Annotated in this window: 9 protein-coding genes, 20 tRNA genes and 3 rRNA genes; 26 read left to right on the top strand and 6 right to left on the bottom strand. The window is 43.3% G+C overall.

Annotation, left to right across the window (positions count from 1 at the left end; all coding sequences use genetic code 11):
- Positions 1–240 precede the first annotated feature (240 nt).
- Complete coding sequence (locus MHI22_RS10985; RefSeq protein WP_340811948.1) at positions 241–1404, top strand: iron-containing alcohol dehydrogenase; 1164 nt, start codon at positions 241–243, stop codon at positions 1402–1404.
- Positions 1405–1768: 364 nt separating this feature from the next.
- Entirely contained in the window at positions 1769–2506 is a 738-nt protein-coding gene (locus tag MHI22_RS10980; protein ID WP_340811946.1) for a hypothetical protein, read from the top strand.
- A gap of 54 nt (positions 2507–2560) precedes the next feature.
- Here the strand turns inward: MHI22_RS10980 and MHI22_RS10975 are convergent, their stop codons facing one another.
- Together MHI22_RS10975 and MHI22_RS10970 are read right to left on the bottom strand one after the other, a co-directional pair.
- Positions 2561–3544, bottom strand: coding sequence for a cation diffusion facilitator family transporter (locus tag MHI22_RS10975; protein ID WP_036119886.1), 984 nt, complete (start codon positions 3542–3544; stop codon positions 2561–2563).
- Between the two features lie 14 nt (positions 3545–3558).
- Positions 3559–4281 carry an MgtC/SapB family protein gene (locus tag MHI22_RS10970; protein ID WP_340811944.1) on the bottom strand — a complete coding sequence of 241 codons (723 nt, stop codon included), beginning with the start codon at positions 4279–4281 and terminating at the stop codon, positions 3559–3561.
- A 369-nt stretch (positions 4282–4650) separates the two neighbouring features.
- Here MHI22_RS10970 and MHI22_RS10965 point away from each other — a divergent pair, with 369 nt between their 5' ends.
- The 24 genes from MHI22_RS10965 to MHI22_RS10850 all read left to right on the top strand — a co-directional run bounded on the left by MHI22_RS10965 (position 4651) and on the right by MHI22_RS10850 (position 12833).
- The gene (locus MHI22_RS10965) at positions 4651–5550 is read left to right on the top strand and encodes a DMT family transporter (RefSeq protein WP_340811942.1); all 900 of its coding nucleotides are present in this window, start codon (positions 4651–4653) and stop codon (positions 5548–5550) included.
- A gap of 269 nt (positions 5551–5819) precedes the next feature.
- Positions 5820–7371, top strand: a 16S ribosomal RNA gene (locus tag MHI22_RS10960).
- Positions 7372–7738: 367 nt separating this feature from the next.
- Positions 7739–10666: ribosomal RNA gene (locus tag MHI22_RS10955) — 23S ribosomal RNA — on the top strand.
- A gap of 190 nt (positions 10667–10856) precedes the next feature.
- Positions 10857–10972, top strand: a 5S ribosomal RNA gene (gene rrf, locus MHI22_RS10950).
- Together the 16S, 23S and 5S rRNA genes with 20 tRNA genes alongside form the textbook arrangement of a ribosomal RNA operon.
- Positions 10973–10982: 10 nt before the next feature.
- Positions 10983–11058: transfer RNA gene (locus MHI22_RS10945), tRNA-Val, on the top strand.
- A gap of 3 nt (positions 11059–11061) precedes the next feature.
- Positions 11062–11137 (top strand) — tRNA-Thr (locus tag MHI22_RS10940).
- An 8-nt stretch (positions 11138–11145) separates the two neighbouring features.
- A tRNA-Lys gene (locus tag MHI22_RS10935) sits at positions 11146–11221 on the top strand.
- A gap of 17 nt (positions 11222–11238) precedes the next feature.
- Positions 11239–11323, top strand: a tRNA-Leu gene (locus MHI22_RS10930).
- Positions 11324–11358: 35 nt separating this feature from the next.
- A tRNA-Gly gene (locus tag MHI22_RS10925) sits at positions 11359–11433 on the top strand.
- 5 nt (positions 11434–11438) lie between these two features.
- Positions 11439–11527 (top strand) — tRNA-Leu (locus MHI22_RS10920).
- An 8-nt stretch (positions 11528–11535) separates the two neighbouring features.
- Positions 11536–11612, top strand: a tRNA-Arg gene (locus MHI22_RS10915).
- A gap of 7 nt (positions 11613–11619) precedes the next feature.
- Positions 11620–11696 (top strand) — tRNA-Pro (locus MHI22_RS10910).
- A 16-nt stretch (positions 11697–11712) separates the two neighbouring features.
- Positions 11713–11788 (top strand) — tRNA-Ala (locus tag MHI22_RS10905).
- 27 nt (positions 11789–11815) lie between these two features.
- Positions 11816–11889 (top strand) — tRNA-Met (locus tag MHI22_RS10900).
- Positions 11890–11896: 7 nt separating this feature from the next.
- Positions 11897–11973 (top strand) — tRNA-Ile (locus MHI22_RS10895).
- A gap of 15 nt (positions 11974–11988) precedes the next feature.
- Positions 11989–12081 (top strand) — tRNA-Ser (locus MHI22_RS10890).
- Between the two features lie 53 nt (positions 12082–12134).
- Positions 12135–12209 (top strand) — tRNA-Met (locus tag MHI22_RS10885).
- A gap of 3 nt (positions 12210–12212) precedes the next feature.
- Positions 12213–12288: transfer RNA gene (locus MHI22_RS10880), tRNA-Asp, on the top strand.
- Positions 12289–12345: 57 nt separating this feature from the next.
- Positions 12346–12421, top strand: a tRNA-Phe gene (locus MHI22_RS10875).
- A 5-nt stretch (positions 12422–12426) separates the two neighbouring features.
- Positions 12427–12500, top strand: a tRNA-Gly gene (locus MHI22_RS10870).
- Between the two features lies 1 nt (position 12501).
- Positions 12502–12575: transfer RNA gene (locus MHI22_RS10865), tRNA-Ile, on the top strand.
- Positions 12576–12582: 7 nt separating this feature from the next.
- A tRNA-Asn gene (locus MHI22_RS10860) sits at positions 12583–12659 on the top strand.
- A gap of 9 nt (positions 12660–12668) precedes the next feature.
- Positions 12669–12759, top strand: a tRNA-Ser gene (locus MHI22_RS10855).
- 2 nt (positions 12760–12761) lie between these two features.
- Positions 12762–12833, top strand: a tRNA-Glu gene (locus tag MHI22_RS10850).
- Positions 12834–12893: 60 nt separating this feature from the next.
- Here MHI22_RS10850 and MHI22_RS10845 read toward each other — a convergent pair.
- From MHI22_RS10845 to nadB, 4 genes are all read right to left on the bottom strand, one after another.
- Positions 12894–13310: a VOC family protein gene (locus MHI22_RS10845; RefSeq protein WP_340811941.1), complete on the bottom strand. Its 417-nt coding sequence runs from the start codon at positions 13308–13310 to the stop codon at positions 12894–12896.
- 197 nt (positions 13311–13507) lie between these two features.
- Positions 13508–14611 (bottom strand): quinolinate synthase NadA, encoded by a 1104-nt coding sequence (gene nadA / locus MHI22_RS10840; RefSeq protein WP_058843236.1) that lies wholly within the window; start codon positions 14609–14611, stop codon positions 13508–13510.
- Positions 14598–15458 carry a carboxylating nicotinate-nucleotide diphosphorylase gene (gene nadC, locus MHI22_RS10835; RefSeq protein WP_249646160.1) on the bottom strand — a complete coding sequence of 287 codons (861 nt, stop codon included), beginning with the start codon at positions 15456–15458 and terminating at the stop codon, positions 14598–14600. The genes nadA and nadC overlap by 14 nt, the downstream gene beginning before the upstream one ends.
- Positions 15415–17001: an L-aspartate oxidase gene (gene nadB / locus MHI22_RS10830; RefSeq protein WP_058843238.1), complete on the bottom strand. Its 1587-nt coding sequence runs from the start codon at positions 16999–17001 to the stop codon at positions 15415–15417. The genes nadC and nadB overlap by 44 nt, the downstream gene beginning before the upstream one ends.
- Between the last annotated feature and the right edge of the window lie 54 nt (positions 17002–17055).

Below are 17055 nucleotides of genomic sequence, written 5' to 3'. Positions count from 1 at the left end.
TAATAATGGGGTGACTCGTTTTTTCTTGTTTATTTGTTTGAATAAGGTGCTCGAGGCGCTGTTGTACTAATCTAAGTAGAAATGACGCTAATGAGTATACGCAATATTCCATTCATTTATATAGAGGGTGACTCAACAAAATCTGAACAATCACTAGTATTATGATTGCAAAGTCGGCGTTTAATCTTTGCTTTCTCCAATATAAATATGAGAAAATCCAACTAGAAAGGGGCGAATTAAATGGATTCATTTACATTTTTTAACCCAGTGAAGCTCCATTTTGGTGAAGATGCACTGGAAAAATTACCGAACGAATTAGCGCATTATGGCGAGAAGGTACTAGTTGTCTATGGTGGCGGAAGCATCAAAGCGAACGGTGTTTACAATGCTGTTATAGAGAAATTACAACAGGCAAATAAAACAATAGTTGAATTAAGTGGTGTTGAACCAAATCCACGTGTGGAAACAGCGAGACGTGGTATTGAAATTTGTAAAACTGAAGGCATTGATTTAGTGCTAGCTGTTGGTGGCGGCTCTGTTATTGATTGTTCCAAATTAATTGCTGCCGGTGCAAAATATAATGGTGATGCTTGGGATATCGTAAAACGTAAGGTAATTGTAGAGCAAGCCATACCGTTAGGAACGGTATTAACGCTTGCAGCTACTGGTTCTGAAATGAACTCAGGATCTGTTATTACCAATGCAGCTACCGAAGAAAAACTAAGCTGGGGTAGCCCAGCGACATTCCCGAAATTTTCAATACTGAATCCAGTCTATACGGTGACGGTACCTAAAAACCACACCGTTTATGGAATCGTTGATATGATGTCACATGTTTTCGAACAATATTTCCATAACACAACGAATACCCCGATTACAGATGAAATGTGTGAAGGAGTATTACGAACGGTTATTACGACAGCGCCCAAATTACTTGAGGATTTAGAGAATACGACATTACGTGAAACGATTTTATTGGCGGGGACAATTGGTTTAAATGGATTCTTATCAATCGGCTCTCGTGGTGATTGGGCATCTCATAATATTGAGCATGCTGTATCCGCTGTATACGATATTCCACATGCAGGGGGATTAGCTATCCTCCAGCCATATTGGATGCGTTTAAATGTGCCTGTGAATCCTGAGCGTTTTGCGGGTATAGCAACACGTGTATTTGGGGTCGACGCAACAGGCAAGACAGTAGAAGAAGTTGCTTACGAAGGAATCGATCGTCTATCAGCATTTTGGACGTCATTAGGGGCGCCTAATCGCTTGGCTGATTATGATATTGATGATTCGAAATTCCAACAGATTGTGGAGCATGCTATGCAGAACGGTCCTTTTGGAAACTTTAATAAACTGCAAGAGGAAGATGTAAGAACCATTTTACAAAATTCTCTTTAAAACAATGAGTGTGAGGCTATGATTTATGGTCTTGCACGCATTGTTTTTTTTAGGTTTCATGAATCGAAATGTTAAGAAAAATTAACGATTTATGTTGAATTTTGTCGTAGAAGTTTCTTAAGTCCTGCGATATAGTGAAATAGATAGATGAATAAGATGGTAGAAATATAATTTTCATTGTTTTTAGGTGAGAAAAGTCATGTGAAAATTGAATTGTTGGTTAATTGTTGAAAACAATATTACTTTTGAATAAGAAGAAAAGTATTTTTGTCGTAATTGCTCGAATGATGTAAAGATGTTCAGAAATTGTTCAGCCATCTTTATTAAAATAATGACAATTTAAAACAAAGGGGAGAGGGATCAAATGTTGAAACGATTGTTAGAGAAGCGCATTGTTACATTAAATTGTGTGGAGATACCATTTCAACAGCATGTTTATAAAATGCAAAATTGTGTAGAAGTATTGGGAATTGAAGCGAAATCTCTACAAATTGAAAATAATAAAATTATCACAGGATACATTGATGATCAAAGTATATTTTTCAAAAGCTTACGTTTTGGACAAACGATTATTCATTTTTCGGATGGTGTAAATAAAGCAATTGTACAATTATTTGTTCGTCCTTCTGGAGAAATTGTTGTAGAAGTAAAGCCTTATTTAGGAGAAGCTGAAATTGTCACTGTGTATTATCGAACAATTTTAGCGGATACATTTATCGCAATTGATTTAAAAGGTGCTTTAAAACATTATCTGGTGGCCCATCAATTCATGAACAGAGAAGATTCGATTGCAGAGGTGCACTATCAATCCATGCATCCAAATGTTTTAAAGGATTCTTTTGCTGGACATTTTGTATTAGGTTGTCATATGGATGGCAGAGAAATTCAAAATGCTAATGAATATGCTTTAGCTAACCGTCAAGCTTCATTACAATTTTCGAAAATCATCATTCTACAAAGGGGGAAGAGAAAGGCGATAGCCTGTGACAGACTGCTTACTTTTATGATTACCAACCATGTCTTTGTTGGGTACGAGGATATACCTGATTATCAAAATGGAGTTGAAAATTATGTAAAACGAGATTGTTTAATACCAGTATAACAAATAGCCAACTGCCTGAAATATGGCAATTGGCTATTTGTTTTCTTTAAATGATTATATGGTGTCTTTTGGTTTTTCGTTAACATGTACCCAATTTGTTTTTCCATCATCTTCATCAAATAAAATCGCTACTTTCGATACCCCTTTTTGGCTTAAGATGACCTCTGTTAAATGGTCACGTACGTCATCTAAAAAAGCCAGCGATAAATGAGGATCCGCTTCAGCTACTAATTCGACATGCAAAAATTCTCCTTCTTTAATTACTTCAAGGCGGAAGATATCTTTAATATTGGGATCATCCATTACAATATGGGCGATGTGATTTAACATTTCCTCGTCAGTCTCCCCAATGACGCCACGAGCGTTATCTAGAAATACTTTACCGACAACATAAAACATCATCGCGCCAATAATCATCGAAACAAGACCTTCTATTCGGCCCCAACCAGTAAAGTAGGCAATTAAAATGGCAGCAAAGGCTAAAAAGTTTCCGCTAGTAGCAACTAAATCTTCCATAAAGACTAATTTGGTTGCAGGCTTTGCACGATTTAAATAAGAAAACGCTTTTGGAATTGTGGAGAGACCTGCTTTTTCTTGACCCGCTTCATGCAGCACTTCAGCAGCTGCTTTGGCAAGCACTGTACCCTCTAAAACAATCCCTATGAATAATACCCCGAGTGCAATTAGTATTCCACTAGACTCTCCTGTAGGATGAATAAAATGATGCCAACCTTCTTTTATCGTTTCATAAGAAAGGATAGCTACAATAATGACAGCAAATAAGCAGACTAAATTGACAATTCGACCGAAACCACCGGGAAATTGTTTTGTAGGTGCCTTTTTTGAAAGTGCTGAGCCTATATACACAAATAATTGGTTTGCTGCATCACCGAGAGAGTGCATCATTTCTGCAAACATGGCAACATTACCAGTTAAGAAAAAGGCGACTCCTTTGATGATTCCTAAAAAGGTGTTGACACATGCTGCCAATAGGGAGGGTTTGTTGCCATCCTTTAGTAATTTTAATAGTTCTGCCATAAAAAATCCTCCAACTAGTTTAAAATTTCCATTTCGATTTTTTCTATATAAGATAGTGCTCGTAATGAACGATAAAATGATAATAGGTTATCAGAGACAATTAAGGATAGCCGCAAGTCCAATTCATGTAAAACATTATCATTTTTTAAAGGTACATCTTTAATGCGGATATTTTCGACGATAATGTTGTTGTCCTTTAAAAATAATAGAAATGATTCCGTATGGTTGTCATCATCAATTTGGACTTTTAATAAAATTTCTCGCATTCGAATTCGCTTAGGTCCAATTTTCATCAGGAAAGGCGATAGTATTTCAATGCCGAATACAATAATTACGACAGCTAGCGTTGCATCCATATAAAATCCTGCACCAACTGCAATACCGATACCAGCGGCTCCCCATATCATGGCTGCAGTTGTTAATCCCGTAATGCTATCATTGCCACGTCTTAAAATGACACCTGCTCCAAGAAACCCAATCCCGCTGACAATTTGTGCAGCTAAACGGAGAGGATCCATCGTAATATTAATATCTTCTCTGGAAGGAGTTGAGTATGCTGTTTCAATGGAGATGATGGTTAATAGGCAGCTGAAAGTAGCAATAACTAAACTGGTTTTTAATCCAACTGGCTTCTTCTTTAATTCCCTTTCGATACCGATCACTAAACTTAATGTGGCTGCAATAATTAATTTTATGCCAACTTCATATGTAATCATATTTTCCAATAATGTTTCCATACACAACCCTCCATAGATATTTCGTATTGCTAAGAGATATGCAAGCTGTCATTATTATATGTGCATTACTTTTTTGTATTGTACATCATGGAAGTAAGGAAATATAATTATTTTTTTCTTGATTAAGCAGATGTTTTTTTGGAAATGAAAGAGAAGCATCAGACGTAGAAAATCTCCTTCTTGTAATGAATGGAGTGGAGCTTGTTTTTTCAGCGGGGATTCAAACACCTGGTGAAATAGGGGAACCTATGTGCTAAGGTAATGTGTTTGCATGAGGCAGATCAATTAACTGTTGTTACAAGACGTAATAGCTTCTGGGGATTCAGTTTGAATATTACGCGCGAGGCATCAATGATGGAGGTGAGATTTTTGGAGCAACCTAAAATTCATCCATACATCCCAATCGTAATTGGTGTTATTTCAGTATCCATGTCCGCTATTTTTGTGAAATTAGCATCAGCGGAAGCTGGCATCATAGCTTTTTATCGTATGCTATTTTCTGTTTTAATAATGGCACCGTTATTTTTGAGGAAGTATACAAAGGAGTTAACAGCTTTAAGGAGACGTGATTGGTTATTTTCTTCAGTTGCGGGAATCTTTTTAGCTTTCCATTTTATTTTATGGTTTGAATCACTCAACTATACTTCAGTAGCAAGCTCTACAGTTTTGGTGACATTACAGCCGTTGTTTGCATTTGTGGGAACATACTTTTTCTTTAAAGAGAAGATAACAAAGAAAACGATCGTTGCAGGTACCATCGCCGTAGTAGGCAGTGTGTTAATCAGTTGGGGAGATTTTAAAGTAAGTGGAACAGCTTTTTATGGGGATATACTCGCGCTCATTGCTTGTGCGCTTGCTACGGCTTATTTTCTATTAGGACAGGATGTGCGTAAAAGATTATCTTTAATGACGTATACGATGGTTGTGTATGTTGTGTGTACCATTACTTTACTTTTTTATGTATTGATTAAAGGAGAATCTTTTGGTCCATACTCTTCGATGGATTGGTTATGGTTTTTCTTATTAGCGTTAGTCCCTAATTTATTGGGTCATACTCTATTTAATTGGTCTATTAAATATGTTAGTACGAATGTTGTTTCAATTGCTATATTATTTGAACCTGTAGGGGCAGCTCTTTTAGCCTTGCTGATATTTAAAGAGTATTTGATTATGACACAAATCATTGGTGGATTGATTGTATTAGCAGGGATTCTATTGTTTGTCATCGATGTTAAAAAGATTTTTAATTTTTTTACGAAAAATGCTTGATTTTTATAATGCTATATTATATATTATTACTTGTCCTTAACAAGAAGGAACGCTTGAAAATAAAGTTTTAAAAAGTTGTTGACTTCTTGTTGTGAACAAGATATGATAATAAAGTCGCTGAAAACGACTTGAATAAAATGAACCTTGAAAACTGAACAAGCAAAACGTAATCAATAAAGTTTTCAGTAACTAACTTCGGTTAGTGAACGAAACGAAATTTTGGACATCAAAATGATGCCAGCAAAACAATTTGAGCTATTCAAATTTCTTTTATGGAGAGTTTGATCCTGGCTCAGGACGAACGCTGGCGGCGTGCCTAATACATGCAAGTCGAGCGAACAGAGAAGGAGCTTGCTCCTTCGACGTTAGCGGCGGACGGGTGAGTAACACGTGGGCAACCTACCTTATAGTTTGGGATAACTCCGGGAAACCGGGGCTAATACCGAATAATCTGTTTCACCTCATGGTGAAACACTAAAAGACGGTTTCGGCTGTCGCTATAGGATGGGCCCGCGGCGCATTAGCTAGTTGGTGAGGTAACGGCTCACCAAGGCGACGATGCGTAGCCGACCTGAGAGGGTGATCGGCCACACTGGGACTGAGACACGGCCCAGACTCCTACGGGAGGCAGCAGTAGGGAATCTTCCACAATGGGCGAAAGCCTGATGGAGCAACGCCGCGTGAGTGAAGAAGGATTTCGGTTCGTAAAACTCTGTTGTAAGGGAAGAACAAGTACAGTAGTAACTGGCTGTACCTTGACGGTACCTTATTAGAAAGCCACGGCTAACTACGTGCCAGCAGCCGCGGTAATACGTAGGTGGCAAGCGTTGTCCGGAATTATTGGGCGTAAAGCGCGCGCAGGTGGTTTCTTAAGTCTGATGTGAAAGCCCACGGCTCAACCGTGGAGGGTCATTGGAAACTGGGAGACTTGAGTGCAGAAGAGGATAGTGGAATTCCAAGTGTAGCGGTGAAATGCGTAGAGATTTGGAGGAACACCAGTGGCGAAGGCGACTATCTGGTCTGTAACTGACACTGAGGCGCGAAAGCGTGGGGAGCAAACAGGATTAGATACCCTGGTAGTCCACGCCGTAAACGATGAGTGCTAAGTGTTAGGGGGTTTCCGCCCCTTAGTGCTGCAGCTAACGCATTAAGCACTCCGCCTGGGGAGTACGGTCGCAAGACTGAAACTCAAAGGAATTGACGGGGGCCCGCACAAGCGGTGGAGCATGTGGTTTAATTCGAAGCAACGCGAAGAACCTTACCAGGTCTTGACATCCCGTTGACCACTGTAGAGATATAGTTTCCCCTTCGGGGGCAACGGTGACAGGTGGTGCATGGTTGTCGTCAGCTCGTGTCGTGAGATGTTGGGTTAAGTCCCGCAACGAGCGCAACCCTTGATCTTAGTTGCCATCATTTAGTTGGGCACTCTAAGGTGACTGCCGGTGACAAACCGGAGGAAGGTGGGGATGACGTCAAATCATCATGCCCCTTATGACCTGGGCTACACACGTGCTACAATGGACGATACAAACGGTTGCCAACTCGCGAGAGGGAGCTAATCCGATAAAGTCGTTCTCAGTTCGGATTGTAGGCTGCAACTCGCCTACATGAAGCCGGAATCGCTAGTAATCGCGGATCAGCATGCCGCGGTGAATACGTTCCCGGGCCTTGTACACACCGCCCGTCACACCACGAGAGTTTGTAACACCCGAAGTCGGTGAGGTAACCTTTTGGAGCCAGCCGCCGAAGGTGGGATAGATGATTGGGGTGAAGTCGTAACAAGGTAGCCGTATCGGAAGGTGCGGCTGGATCACCTCCTTTCTAAGGATTATTTCGGAATACAAACCTAGGGTTTGTAAGATTACGTTTTGCGTTCAGTTTTGAAGGTTCATTCTTCTTGAATGAATTACTTCTAATTATGTGCTCCTGTCGCTACGCTTTCGTCGCAAAGCTGCGAGATGTAGAAGCAGGCAGTAGCTTTGTTCTTTGAAAACTGGATAAAACGACATTGAAATTGTAACAAACACATTTATTTTTTAAGTTTTTTATAGGCTTAATAACATTAGAAGGTTTCAAGACACGAGCAGTTCTAGGAAGCAATCGAGTGAATGAAGGAGCGTACTTGAGTACGTGACTGATTGAACGAGTGAAGCTGACAACGAAATGTGATGTGTATTGAAAGCCGTTAGGTTAAGTTATTAAGGGCGCACGGCGAATGCCTTGGCACTAGGAGCCGAAGAAGGACGGCACTAACACCGATATGCTTCGGGGAGCTGTAAGTGAGCTTTGATCCGGAGATTTCCGAATGGGGGAACCCACTACGTTTAATCGCGTAGTATCTTGACGTGAATACATAGCGTCTTGAAGGCAGACCCAGGGAACTGAAACATCTAAGTACCTGGAGGAAGAGAAAGAAAAATCGATTCCCTGAGTAGCGGCGAGCGAAACGGGAAGAGCCCAAACCAAGAGGCTTGCCTCTTGGGGTTGTAGGACACTCAATACGGAGTTACAAAAGAGCGAGTTAGATGAAGCGACTTGGAAAGGTCCGCCAGAGCAGGTAAAAGCCCTGTAGTCGAAAGTTCGTTCTCTCCTGAGTGGATCCTGAGTACGGCGGAACACGTGAAATTCCGTCGGAATCCGGGAGGACCATCTCCCAAGGCTAAATACTACCTAGTGACCGATAGTGAACCAGTACCGTGAGGGAAAGGTGAAAAGCACCCCGGAAGGGGAGTGAAAGAGATCCTGAAACCGTGTGCCTACAAGTAGTTAGAGCCCGTTAATGGGTGATAGCGTGCCTTTTGTAGAATGAACCGGCGAGTTACGATTACGTGCGAGGTTAAGCTTTAGAAGGCGGAGCCGCAGCGAAAGCGAGTCTGAATAGGGCGAAATAGTACGTGGTCGTAGACCCGAAACCAGGTGATCTACCCATGTCCAGGGTGAAGGTAAGGTAACACTTACTGGAGGCCCGAACCCACGCACGTTGAAAAGTGCGGGGATGAGGTGTGGGTAGCGGAGAAATTCCAATCGAACTTGGAGATAGCTGGTTCTCTCCGAAATAGCTTTAGGGCTAGCCTCGTGATGAGAATACTGGAGGTAGAGCACTGTTTGGACTAGGGGGCCATCCCGGTTTACCGAATTCAGACAAACTCCGAATGCCAGATATTTATACACGGGAGTCAGACTGCGAGTGATAAGATCCGTAGTCAAAAGGGAAACAGCCCAGACCACCAGCTAAGGTCCCAAAGTAATCGTTAAGTGGAAAAGGATGTGGCGTTGCACAGACAACCAGGATGTTGGCTTAGAAGCAGCCATCATTTAAAGAGTGCGTAATAGCTCACTGGTCGAGTGACGCTGCGCCGAAAATGTATCGGGGCTAAACGATTCACCGAAGCTGTGGATTGACATCTACGATGTCAGTGGTAGGAGAGCGTTCTAAGTGCGTTGAAGTCAGACCGGAAGGACTGGTGGAGCGCTTAGAAGTGAGAATGCCGGTATGAGTAGCGAAAGACGGGTGAGAATCCCGTCCACCGTATGACTAAGGTTTCCTGAGGAAGGCTCGTCCGCTCAGGGTTAGTCGGGACCTAAGCCGAGGCCGATAGGCGTAGGCGATGGACAACAGGTTGATATTCCTGTACCACCTCCTCACCGTTTGAGAAATGGGGGGACGCAGTAGGATAGGGTAAGCGCGCTGTTGGTTATGCGCGTCCAAGCAGTAAGGCGTGTGTGTAGGCAAATCCGCACACTGTAACGTTGAGCTGTGATGGCGAGTCCGTATGGACGAAGTTCCTGATTTCACACTGCCAAGAAAAGCCTCTATCGAGGTGAGAGGTGCCCGTACCGCAAACCGACACAGGTAGTCGAGGAGAGAATCCTAAGGTGTGCGAGAGAACTCTCGTTAAGGAACTCGGCAAAATGACCCCGTAACTTCGGGAGAAGGGGTGCTCTTGAGCGTGCAAGCGCATGAGAGCCGCAGTGAATAGGCCCAGGCGACTGTTTAGCAAAAACACAGGTCTCTGCAAAACCGTAAGGTGACGTATAGGGGCTGACGCCTGCCCGGTGCTGGAAGGTTAAGAGGAGTGGTTAGCGCAAGCGAAGCTGCGAATTGAAGCCCCAGTAAACGGCGGCCGTAACTATAACGGTCCTAAGGTAGCGAAATTCCTTGTCGGGTAAGTTCCGACCCGCACGAAAGGCGTAACGATCTGGGCACTGTCTCAACGAGAGACTCGGTGAAATTATAGTACCTGTGAAGATGCAGGTTACCCGCGACAGGACGGAAAGACCCCGTGGAGCTTTACTGTAGCCTGATATTGAATTTTGGTACAACTTGTACAGGATAGGTAGGAGCCAGAGATCTCGGAGCGCCAGCTTCGAAGGAGGCGTCGGTGGGATACTACCCTGGTTGTATTGAAATTCTAACCCATGCCCCTTAGCGGGGCAGGAGACAGTGTCAGGCGGACAGTTTGACTGGGGCGGTCGCCTCCTAAAAGGTAACGGAGGCGCCCAAAGGTTCCCTCAGAATGGTTGGAAATCATTCGTAGAGTGTAAAGGCACAAGGGAGCTTGACTGCGAGACCTACAAGTCGAGCAGGGTCGAAAGACGGGCTTAGTGATCCGGTGGTTCCGCATGGAAGGGCCATCGCTCAACGGATAAAAGCTACCCCGGGGATAACAGGCTTATCTCCCCCAAGAGTCCACATCGACGGGGAGGTTTGGCACCTCGATGTCGGCTCATCGCATCCTGGGGCTGTAGTCGGTCCCAAGGGTTGGGCTGTTCGCCCATTAAAGCGGTACGCGAGCTGGGTTCAGAACGTCGTGAGACAGTTCGGTCCCTATCCGTCGTGGGCGTAGGAAATTTGAGAGGAGCTGTCCTTAGTACGAGAGGACCGGGATGGACACACCGCTGGTGTACCAGTTGTCTTGCCAAAGGCATCGCTGGGTAGCTATGTGTGGACGGGATAAGTGCTGAAAGCATCTAAGCATGAAGCCCCCCTCAAGATGAGATTTCCCATTACGCAAGTAAGTAAGATCCCTCAAAGACGATGAGGTAGATAGGTTCGAGGTGGAAGTGTGGTGACACATGGAGCTGACGAATACTAATCGATCGAGGACTTAACCAAAATGTTTGAACCATTCAATGAACCGTTTATCCAGTTTTGAAAGAACAAAACTTTCAATAAAAAAAGAGCTTCAAGACACAAGTAGAACAAGGAAGCAAACGAGTGATTGAAGGAGCGTACTTCTGTACGTGACTGATTGAACGAGAGCAGCTGACGCAGTAATACGCCGTGTATTGAAGGTCGACCATAGTCTAGTGATGATGGCAAAGAGGTCACACCCGTTCCCATACCGAACACGGAAGTTAAGCTCTTTAGCGCCGATGGTAGTTGGGGGCTTCCCCCTGTGAGAGTAGGACGTCGCTAGGCATAATACCCAGGAGGATTAGCTCAGCTGGGAGAGCATCTGCCTTACAAGCAGAGGGTCGGCGGTTCGAGCCCGTCATCCTCCACCATATGCCGGTTTAGCTCAGCAGGTAGAGCAACTGACTTGTAATCAGTAGGTCGTGGGTTCGATTCCTATAGCCGGCACCATTTTTTTAGAGCCATTAGCTCAGTTGGTAGAGCATCTGACTTTTAATCAGAGGGTCGAAGGTTCGAGTCCTTCATGGCTCACCATTTTTAAATAATAATAAGCGGGTGTGGCGGAATTGGCAGACGCACTAGACTTAGGATCTAGCGCCGCAAGGCGTGGGGGTTCGACTCCCTTCACCCGCACCATTATTTCATTGCCAGATAAAAAAACTTATGCACATGCGGAAGTAGTTCAGTGGTAGAACACCACCTTGCCAAGGTGGGGGTCGCGAGTTCGAACCTCGTCTTCCGCTCCAAATGTGCCGGGGTGGCGGAACTGGCAGACGCACAGGACTTAAAATCCTGCGGTAGGTGACTACCGTACCGGTTCGATTCCGGTCCTCGGCACCATTTTTAATGCGCCCGTAGCTCAATTGGATAGAGCGTCTGACTACGGATCAGAAGGTTATGGGTTCGACTCCTGTCGGGCGCGCCAAAAAGAACGGGAAGTAGCTCAGCTTGGTAGAGCACTTGGTTTGGGACCAAGGGGTCGCAGGTTCGAATCCTGTCTTCCCGACCATTTCCAAAGAAATTATGGGGCCTTAGCTCAGCTGGGAGAGCGCCTGCCTTGCACGCAGGAGGTCAGCGGTTCGATCCCGCTAGGCTCCACCATAATAAATTAACCAGTATAAAGATCCTGGCGGCGTAGCTCAGCTGGCTAGAGCGTACGGTTCATACCCGTAAGGTCGGGGGTTCGATCCCCTCTGCCGCCATCTTAAAGGACCTTTAGCTCAGTTGGTTAGAGCAGACGGCTCATAACCGTCCGGTCGCAGGTTCGAGTCCTGCAAGGTCCACCATTTATATATTGCAACGGAGGTATACCCAAGTCTGGCTGAAGGGATCGGTCTTGAAAACCGACAGGCGGGTAACACCGCGCGGGGGTTCGAATCCCTCTACCTCCTCCAGTTTTAAATCTTTATAAATGGTGCTTTAAAAACTCGAAACCGTATAAAATTATCGCGGGGTGGAGCAGTGGTAGCTCGTCGGGCTCATAACCCGAAGGTCGTTGGTTCAAATCCGGCCCCCGCAACCAAATGGTCCCGTGGTGTAGCGGTTAACATGCCTGCCTGTCACGCAGGAGATCGCCGGTTCGATCCCGGTCGGGACCGCCATTATTTTCATAAGAAGATATGAAAAGCAAAAGAAAATAAGCTTAGCATGGACGAAATGGGTCAGTAGCTCAGTTGGTAGAGCATTAGATTGAAGCTCTAAGTGTCGGCGGTTCGATTCCGTCCTGACCCACCATTTATGCGGGTGTAGTTTAATGGTAAAACCTCAGCCTTCCAAGCTGATGTCGTGGGTTCGATTCCCATCACCCGCTCCAAGGGCCTATAGCTCAGCTGGTTAGAGCGCACGCCTGATAAGCGTGAGGTCGATGGTTCGAGTCCATTTAGGCCCATCATTATTCCGAAGTAGCTCAGTTGGTAGTAGCACCTGACTGTTAATCAGGTTGTCGCAGGTTCGAGTCCTGCCTTCGGAGCCATTTTTATGTGGGGAAGTACTCAAGAGGCTGAAGAGGCGCCCCTGCTAAGGGTGTAGGTCGGGTAACCGGCGCGAGGGTTCAAATCCCTCCTTCTCCGCCATTGGCCCGTTGGTCAAGTGGTTAAGACACCGCCCTTTCACGGCGGTAACACGGGTTCGAATCCCGTACGGGTCATACTAAAAAACAGTAGATGCACACGCATCTACTGTTTTTTCATATTCATAGATATAAATATTACTCTTGATTCAATGCATTTTCATCCATATAAACTACTTCCCAGATATGCCCATCTACATCCTGAAATCCCCAGCCATACATAAACCCATGATCTTGGGGTTCACTATAAGATTTACCACCGGAGACCAGTGCCTTATTTACTAATTGATCTACTTGCTCTCGATTTTCAGCAGATAGACATAAAATTGCTTCTGCAGACGTAGCAGTATTTGTAATTTCCTTCTTACTAAACCCTTTGAATCGTTCTTCCACCATCATTAATGCGAAGATATTTTCACTAATAATCATTGAGGCTGTAGTCTCATCGCTAAATTGTTGATTGAACTCAAAGCCTAGTTCCTTAAAGAAGTTGATGGATTTGTTTAGATCTTTCACTGGTAAATTGATAAAAATATTTTTCGATTGAAAAGCCATTTATTTTCACCTCCAAATCGACAGTAGCATAGAGCATAAAGCCATGTCAATTTTAGCAATAGATGGATATTCTTTGATTGGATCGATGATGATGCATTTGAAAATGGCAGTTGTTTAAGCTATTCAAAATAGATGTTATATGAACATAAAAAGCAGAGACGTTTTTTTACACCATCTCTGCTTTTAAAGCAACCTAATTATCCTCGTGCTAGCATTCTTTCGAGAGAGCTAAGTGCTTCAGCTGTAGTATATTCATCTACTTGGATACGGTTATGTGGTTGCCCCTGCTCAATACTTTCTAAGCTCCACAACAGATGGGGAAGGTCAATGCGATTCATTGTTAAGCAAGGACAAAAATTTTCATTTAAAGAGATAATATGTTTATCTGGATGCTGCTTCATTATGCGATTGACAAGATTCATTTCTGTTCCAATAGCCCATGCCGATCCGCTTGGTGCACGATTGATTGTCTCAATGATGTATTTTGTGGAACCTGCATCATCAGCAGCTGCTACAACTTCACGACTGCATTCAGGGTGAACAATAATTTGCATAGTTGGATGTTCTTTGCGAACGACCTCCGTATGGTGAACCGTAAATCCTTCATGTACAGAGCAATGACCTTTCCATAGAATAACCTGAATGTTCTCAAGCGGCTCATTTGTTTCAAGTATATTCTTATGGGGATTCCAAACAGCCATATTTTTAAGTGGAATACCTAAATCATAGGCAGTATTTCTTCCTAAATGTTGGTCAGGTAAAAAGAAAATACGCTGTTTTTGTGTAAATGCCCATTGAACAAGCTCCTTAGCATTCGATGAAGTGACACAGGCACCACCATGTCTTCCCGTAAAGGCTTTAATGGCAGCAGTTGAATTGACATAAGTTAGCGGGATAATTGTATCACCAAAGAGTTGCTGAAGAATCGGCCATGCTTGTTCTGTTTGATAAATATCAGCCATATCAGCCATTGAACAACCTGCACGCATATCTGGTAAATAGACATGTTGCTGCTTCGTTGTCAGCATATCAGCAGTTTCAGCCATAAAATGCACACCGCAAAATACGATATGCTCAGCTTCCTTGTTTGCGGCAGATAATTGAGCTAACTGTAGGGAATCACCAGTTGCATCTGCAAATTGAATGACTTCATCTTTTTGATAATGATGTCCTGGTATAAATAGTTTAGATCCTAATTTTTGCTTTATTGATAAAATACGAGATTCCATTTCCTTTACGGATAATGCCCGGTAATGCTCTGGAAGTAGTGTCGTTTGTTGTAATAAACTAGTTATGGACAAGGGAATGATCTCCTTTCATTTGAACGAGTGCACTAATGTCAAAGGCTTTAACGGAATGCGTTAATGAACCAAGTGAAATAAACTGAACACCTGATTGTGCATAGGCCTTTAAATTTTCAAGTGTGATGCCTCCTGATGCCTCTGTCACAATAGAAGAAGGGACAGTGGGAAGCCATGCTCGTATTTCTTCTGGACTACGGTTATCAAACATAATAATATCTGCTCCAGCAATGATGGCTTCTTCTAGCTGGTCCTTTGTTTCAATTTCCACTTCGATTTTTACAGTATGACCGACTTTTGCTCTAGCAGCCTGAACAGCTTTTGTAATGCTACCAGCAAAGGCAATGTGGTTATCCTTTAGCATGATGGCATCATACAGGCCATTACGATGATTAAAGCCACCACCGATTCTAACAGCATATTTATCCAACATACGCAATCCAGGCATGGTTTTACGCGTATCACATATTTTCGCATGCGTACCAGCTGTTTCTCGAACGGCATGATGGGTCGCTGTCGCAATAGCGGACATACGCTGAATAAGATTTAATATAACGCGCTCACCTATTAATAATTTTTGTAAGGGTCCCTTTACCACAGCAAGCACATCACCGGTCTTTACTGTCTCTCCATCTTTTTTTAGAAGTTGGATTTTTATTGATCGATCGAGTAAGTGAAAGCCATACTCAATAATGAGCGCCCCGCAGAAAACCCCATTTTCTTTAGCATAAAAAGAAAATGATCCCTGCTGTTCAGCTGAAAAGATATATTCACTCGATAAATCCCCATCACCTAAATCCTCATTAAAAAATTGCTTGAGCATTTCCTCGAGTTTGATGATATTCATACAATGAGTTCCTCACTTTCATTTGGCCTTGCGAAAAAATAATCCAACGACTTGCCCAGTGTGCGTCCATTTCTAATTTATCCGTACGAATGTGAGCACCACGCGTTTCCGTTCGTGTAATTGCAGCATGTGCCATTAATGTTGCAACAACATGCATCATAAATAGTTCCAATTCAGCTTGTTCTAGACCCTTTAGATTCGTATAAAGAAGTGATTGCAAGGAGGGTAATTGCTGAATAAAATGCTGCAAGTCATTAACGTTTCGCACGATGCCTAAAAACTGCATCATGTATTGCTGTAACTGCTGTTTGCTAAATAAAGATGGCATTATTTCAGCACATTGATGGTGGTCATGTGTGAAATTTTTTTGATGGCAACCATGTTGAATGATGAACTGAGCCATTCTTTGCCCAAACGTAATACCTTCCAATAGGGAGTTACTTGCTAAACGGTTCGCACCATGGACACCTGTACAGGCAACTTCCCCCACTGCATATAGATTAGGTATAGTGGTTCTTCCTTTGTCATCAGCAATAACGCCCCCCATTAAGAAATGACTTCCTGGAGCTACAGGAATTAAGCCATCTTGTAAATAAACTTGATTGTCATAGCAAAGCTGAGCAATTGTTGGGAATTTCACTTCAAAATTTTGAATGTTAGTAATATCAATAAACGTCTCCTCACCAGCAGCACGTTTTTTAAAAAGTGCAAGTGCCGTAATATGTCTTGGTGCTAAGTCAAGTTGGGCATGTAAGCCTGTCATAATGGGCTGACGCTGTGCATCGACAAAGATGCCACCAGCACCTCGAACAGCTTCGGAAACTAATCCCTTCGCCTCATTTTCACACCAAAGCAGACTAGGGTGGAACTGCATAAATTCCATATCACTGATGGCAGCACCTGCGCGAAATGCTAACGCGATGCCGTCACCTGTATTGGTTGGATAATTAGATGTGCTTGAATAGAGTGCACCTGCACCACCTGTCGCTAAAATGACATGATGGGCCAAATAGCGTGTAATGCCTTTTTGTCCTTTGGTAAGTGCGCCTATGCAGTCACCATCTGTATTCCGTAAAAGCTCATAAGCCATTTCATAGCAATTCACCTTTGTTTTAGGCGAAAGTTTATGAAGTAAGTAATCTATGAAAATTTGACCAGTACGATCACCACCTGCATGTAGAATACGATGATGACTATGTGCCCCTTCGAGTCCTAGAGCCGGTTTTCCATCAACATGACGATCGATAGGGAGACCAGTCTTTAAATATTTCTGCATGATTTTAGTGCCATCTTCTATGAGTGTAGTAACATGTTTTTTCTCGTGATGATATTCTCCAGCTTTCAATGTATCAGCAATGTGGTGTTCAATATGATCTTTCTCACTTGTAACAGCAGCGATGCCACCTTGTGCACGATAAGAACTACTCATATAAAGAGATGATTTTGTAACAATTTGTACTTGAAAATGTTCTTCGAGCAGTAAAGCAGCTTGAAGTGCAGCAATTCCACTGCCGATTATAAGGACATCTGCCTTTACATCCATAGTTATACCCTCTTTACAGTTGTCTTGACACTTATCTTTACATAAAATAAAAAA

The organism is Lysinibacillus sp. FSL L8-0312, from assembly GCF_038003285.1.
Classification (GTDB): domain Bacteria; phylum Bacillota; class Bacilli; order Bacillales_A; family Planococcaceae; genus Lysinibacillus; species Lysinibacillus fusiformis_D.
The sequence above is the reverse complement of the archived record's forward strand: the minus strand, read 5'-3'. Positions and strand labels throughout refer to the sequence as shown.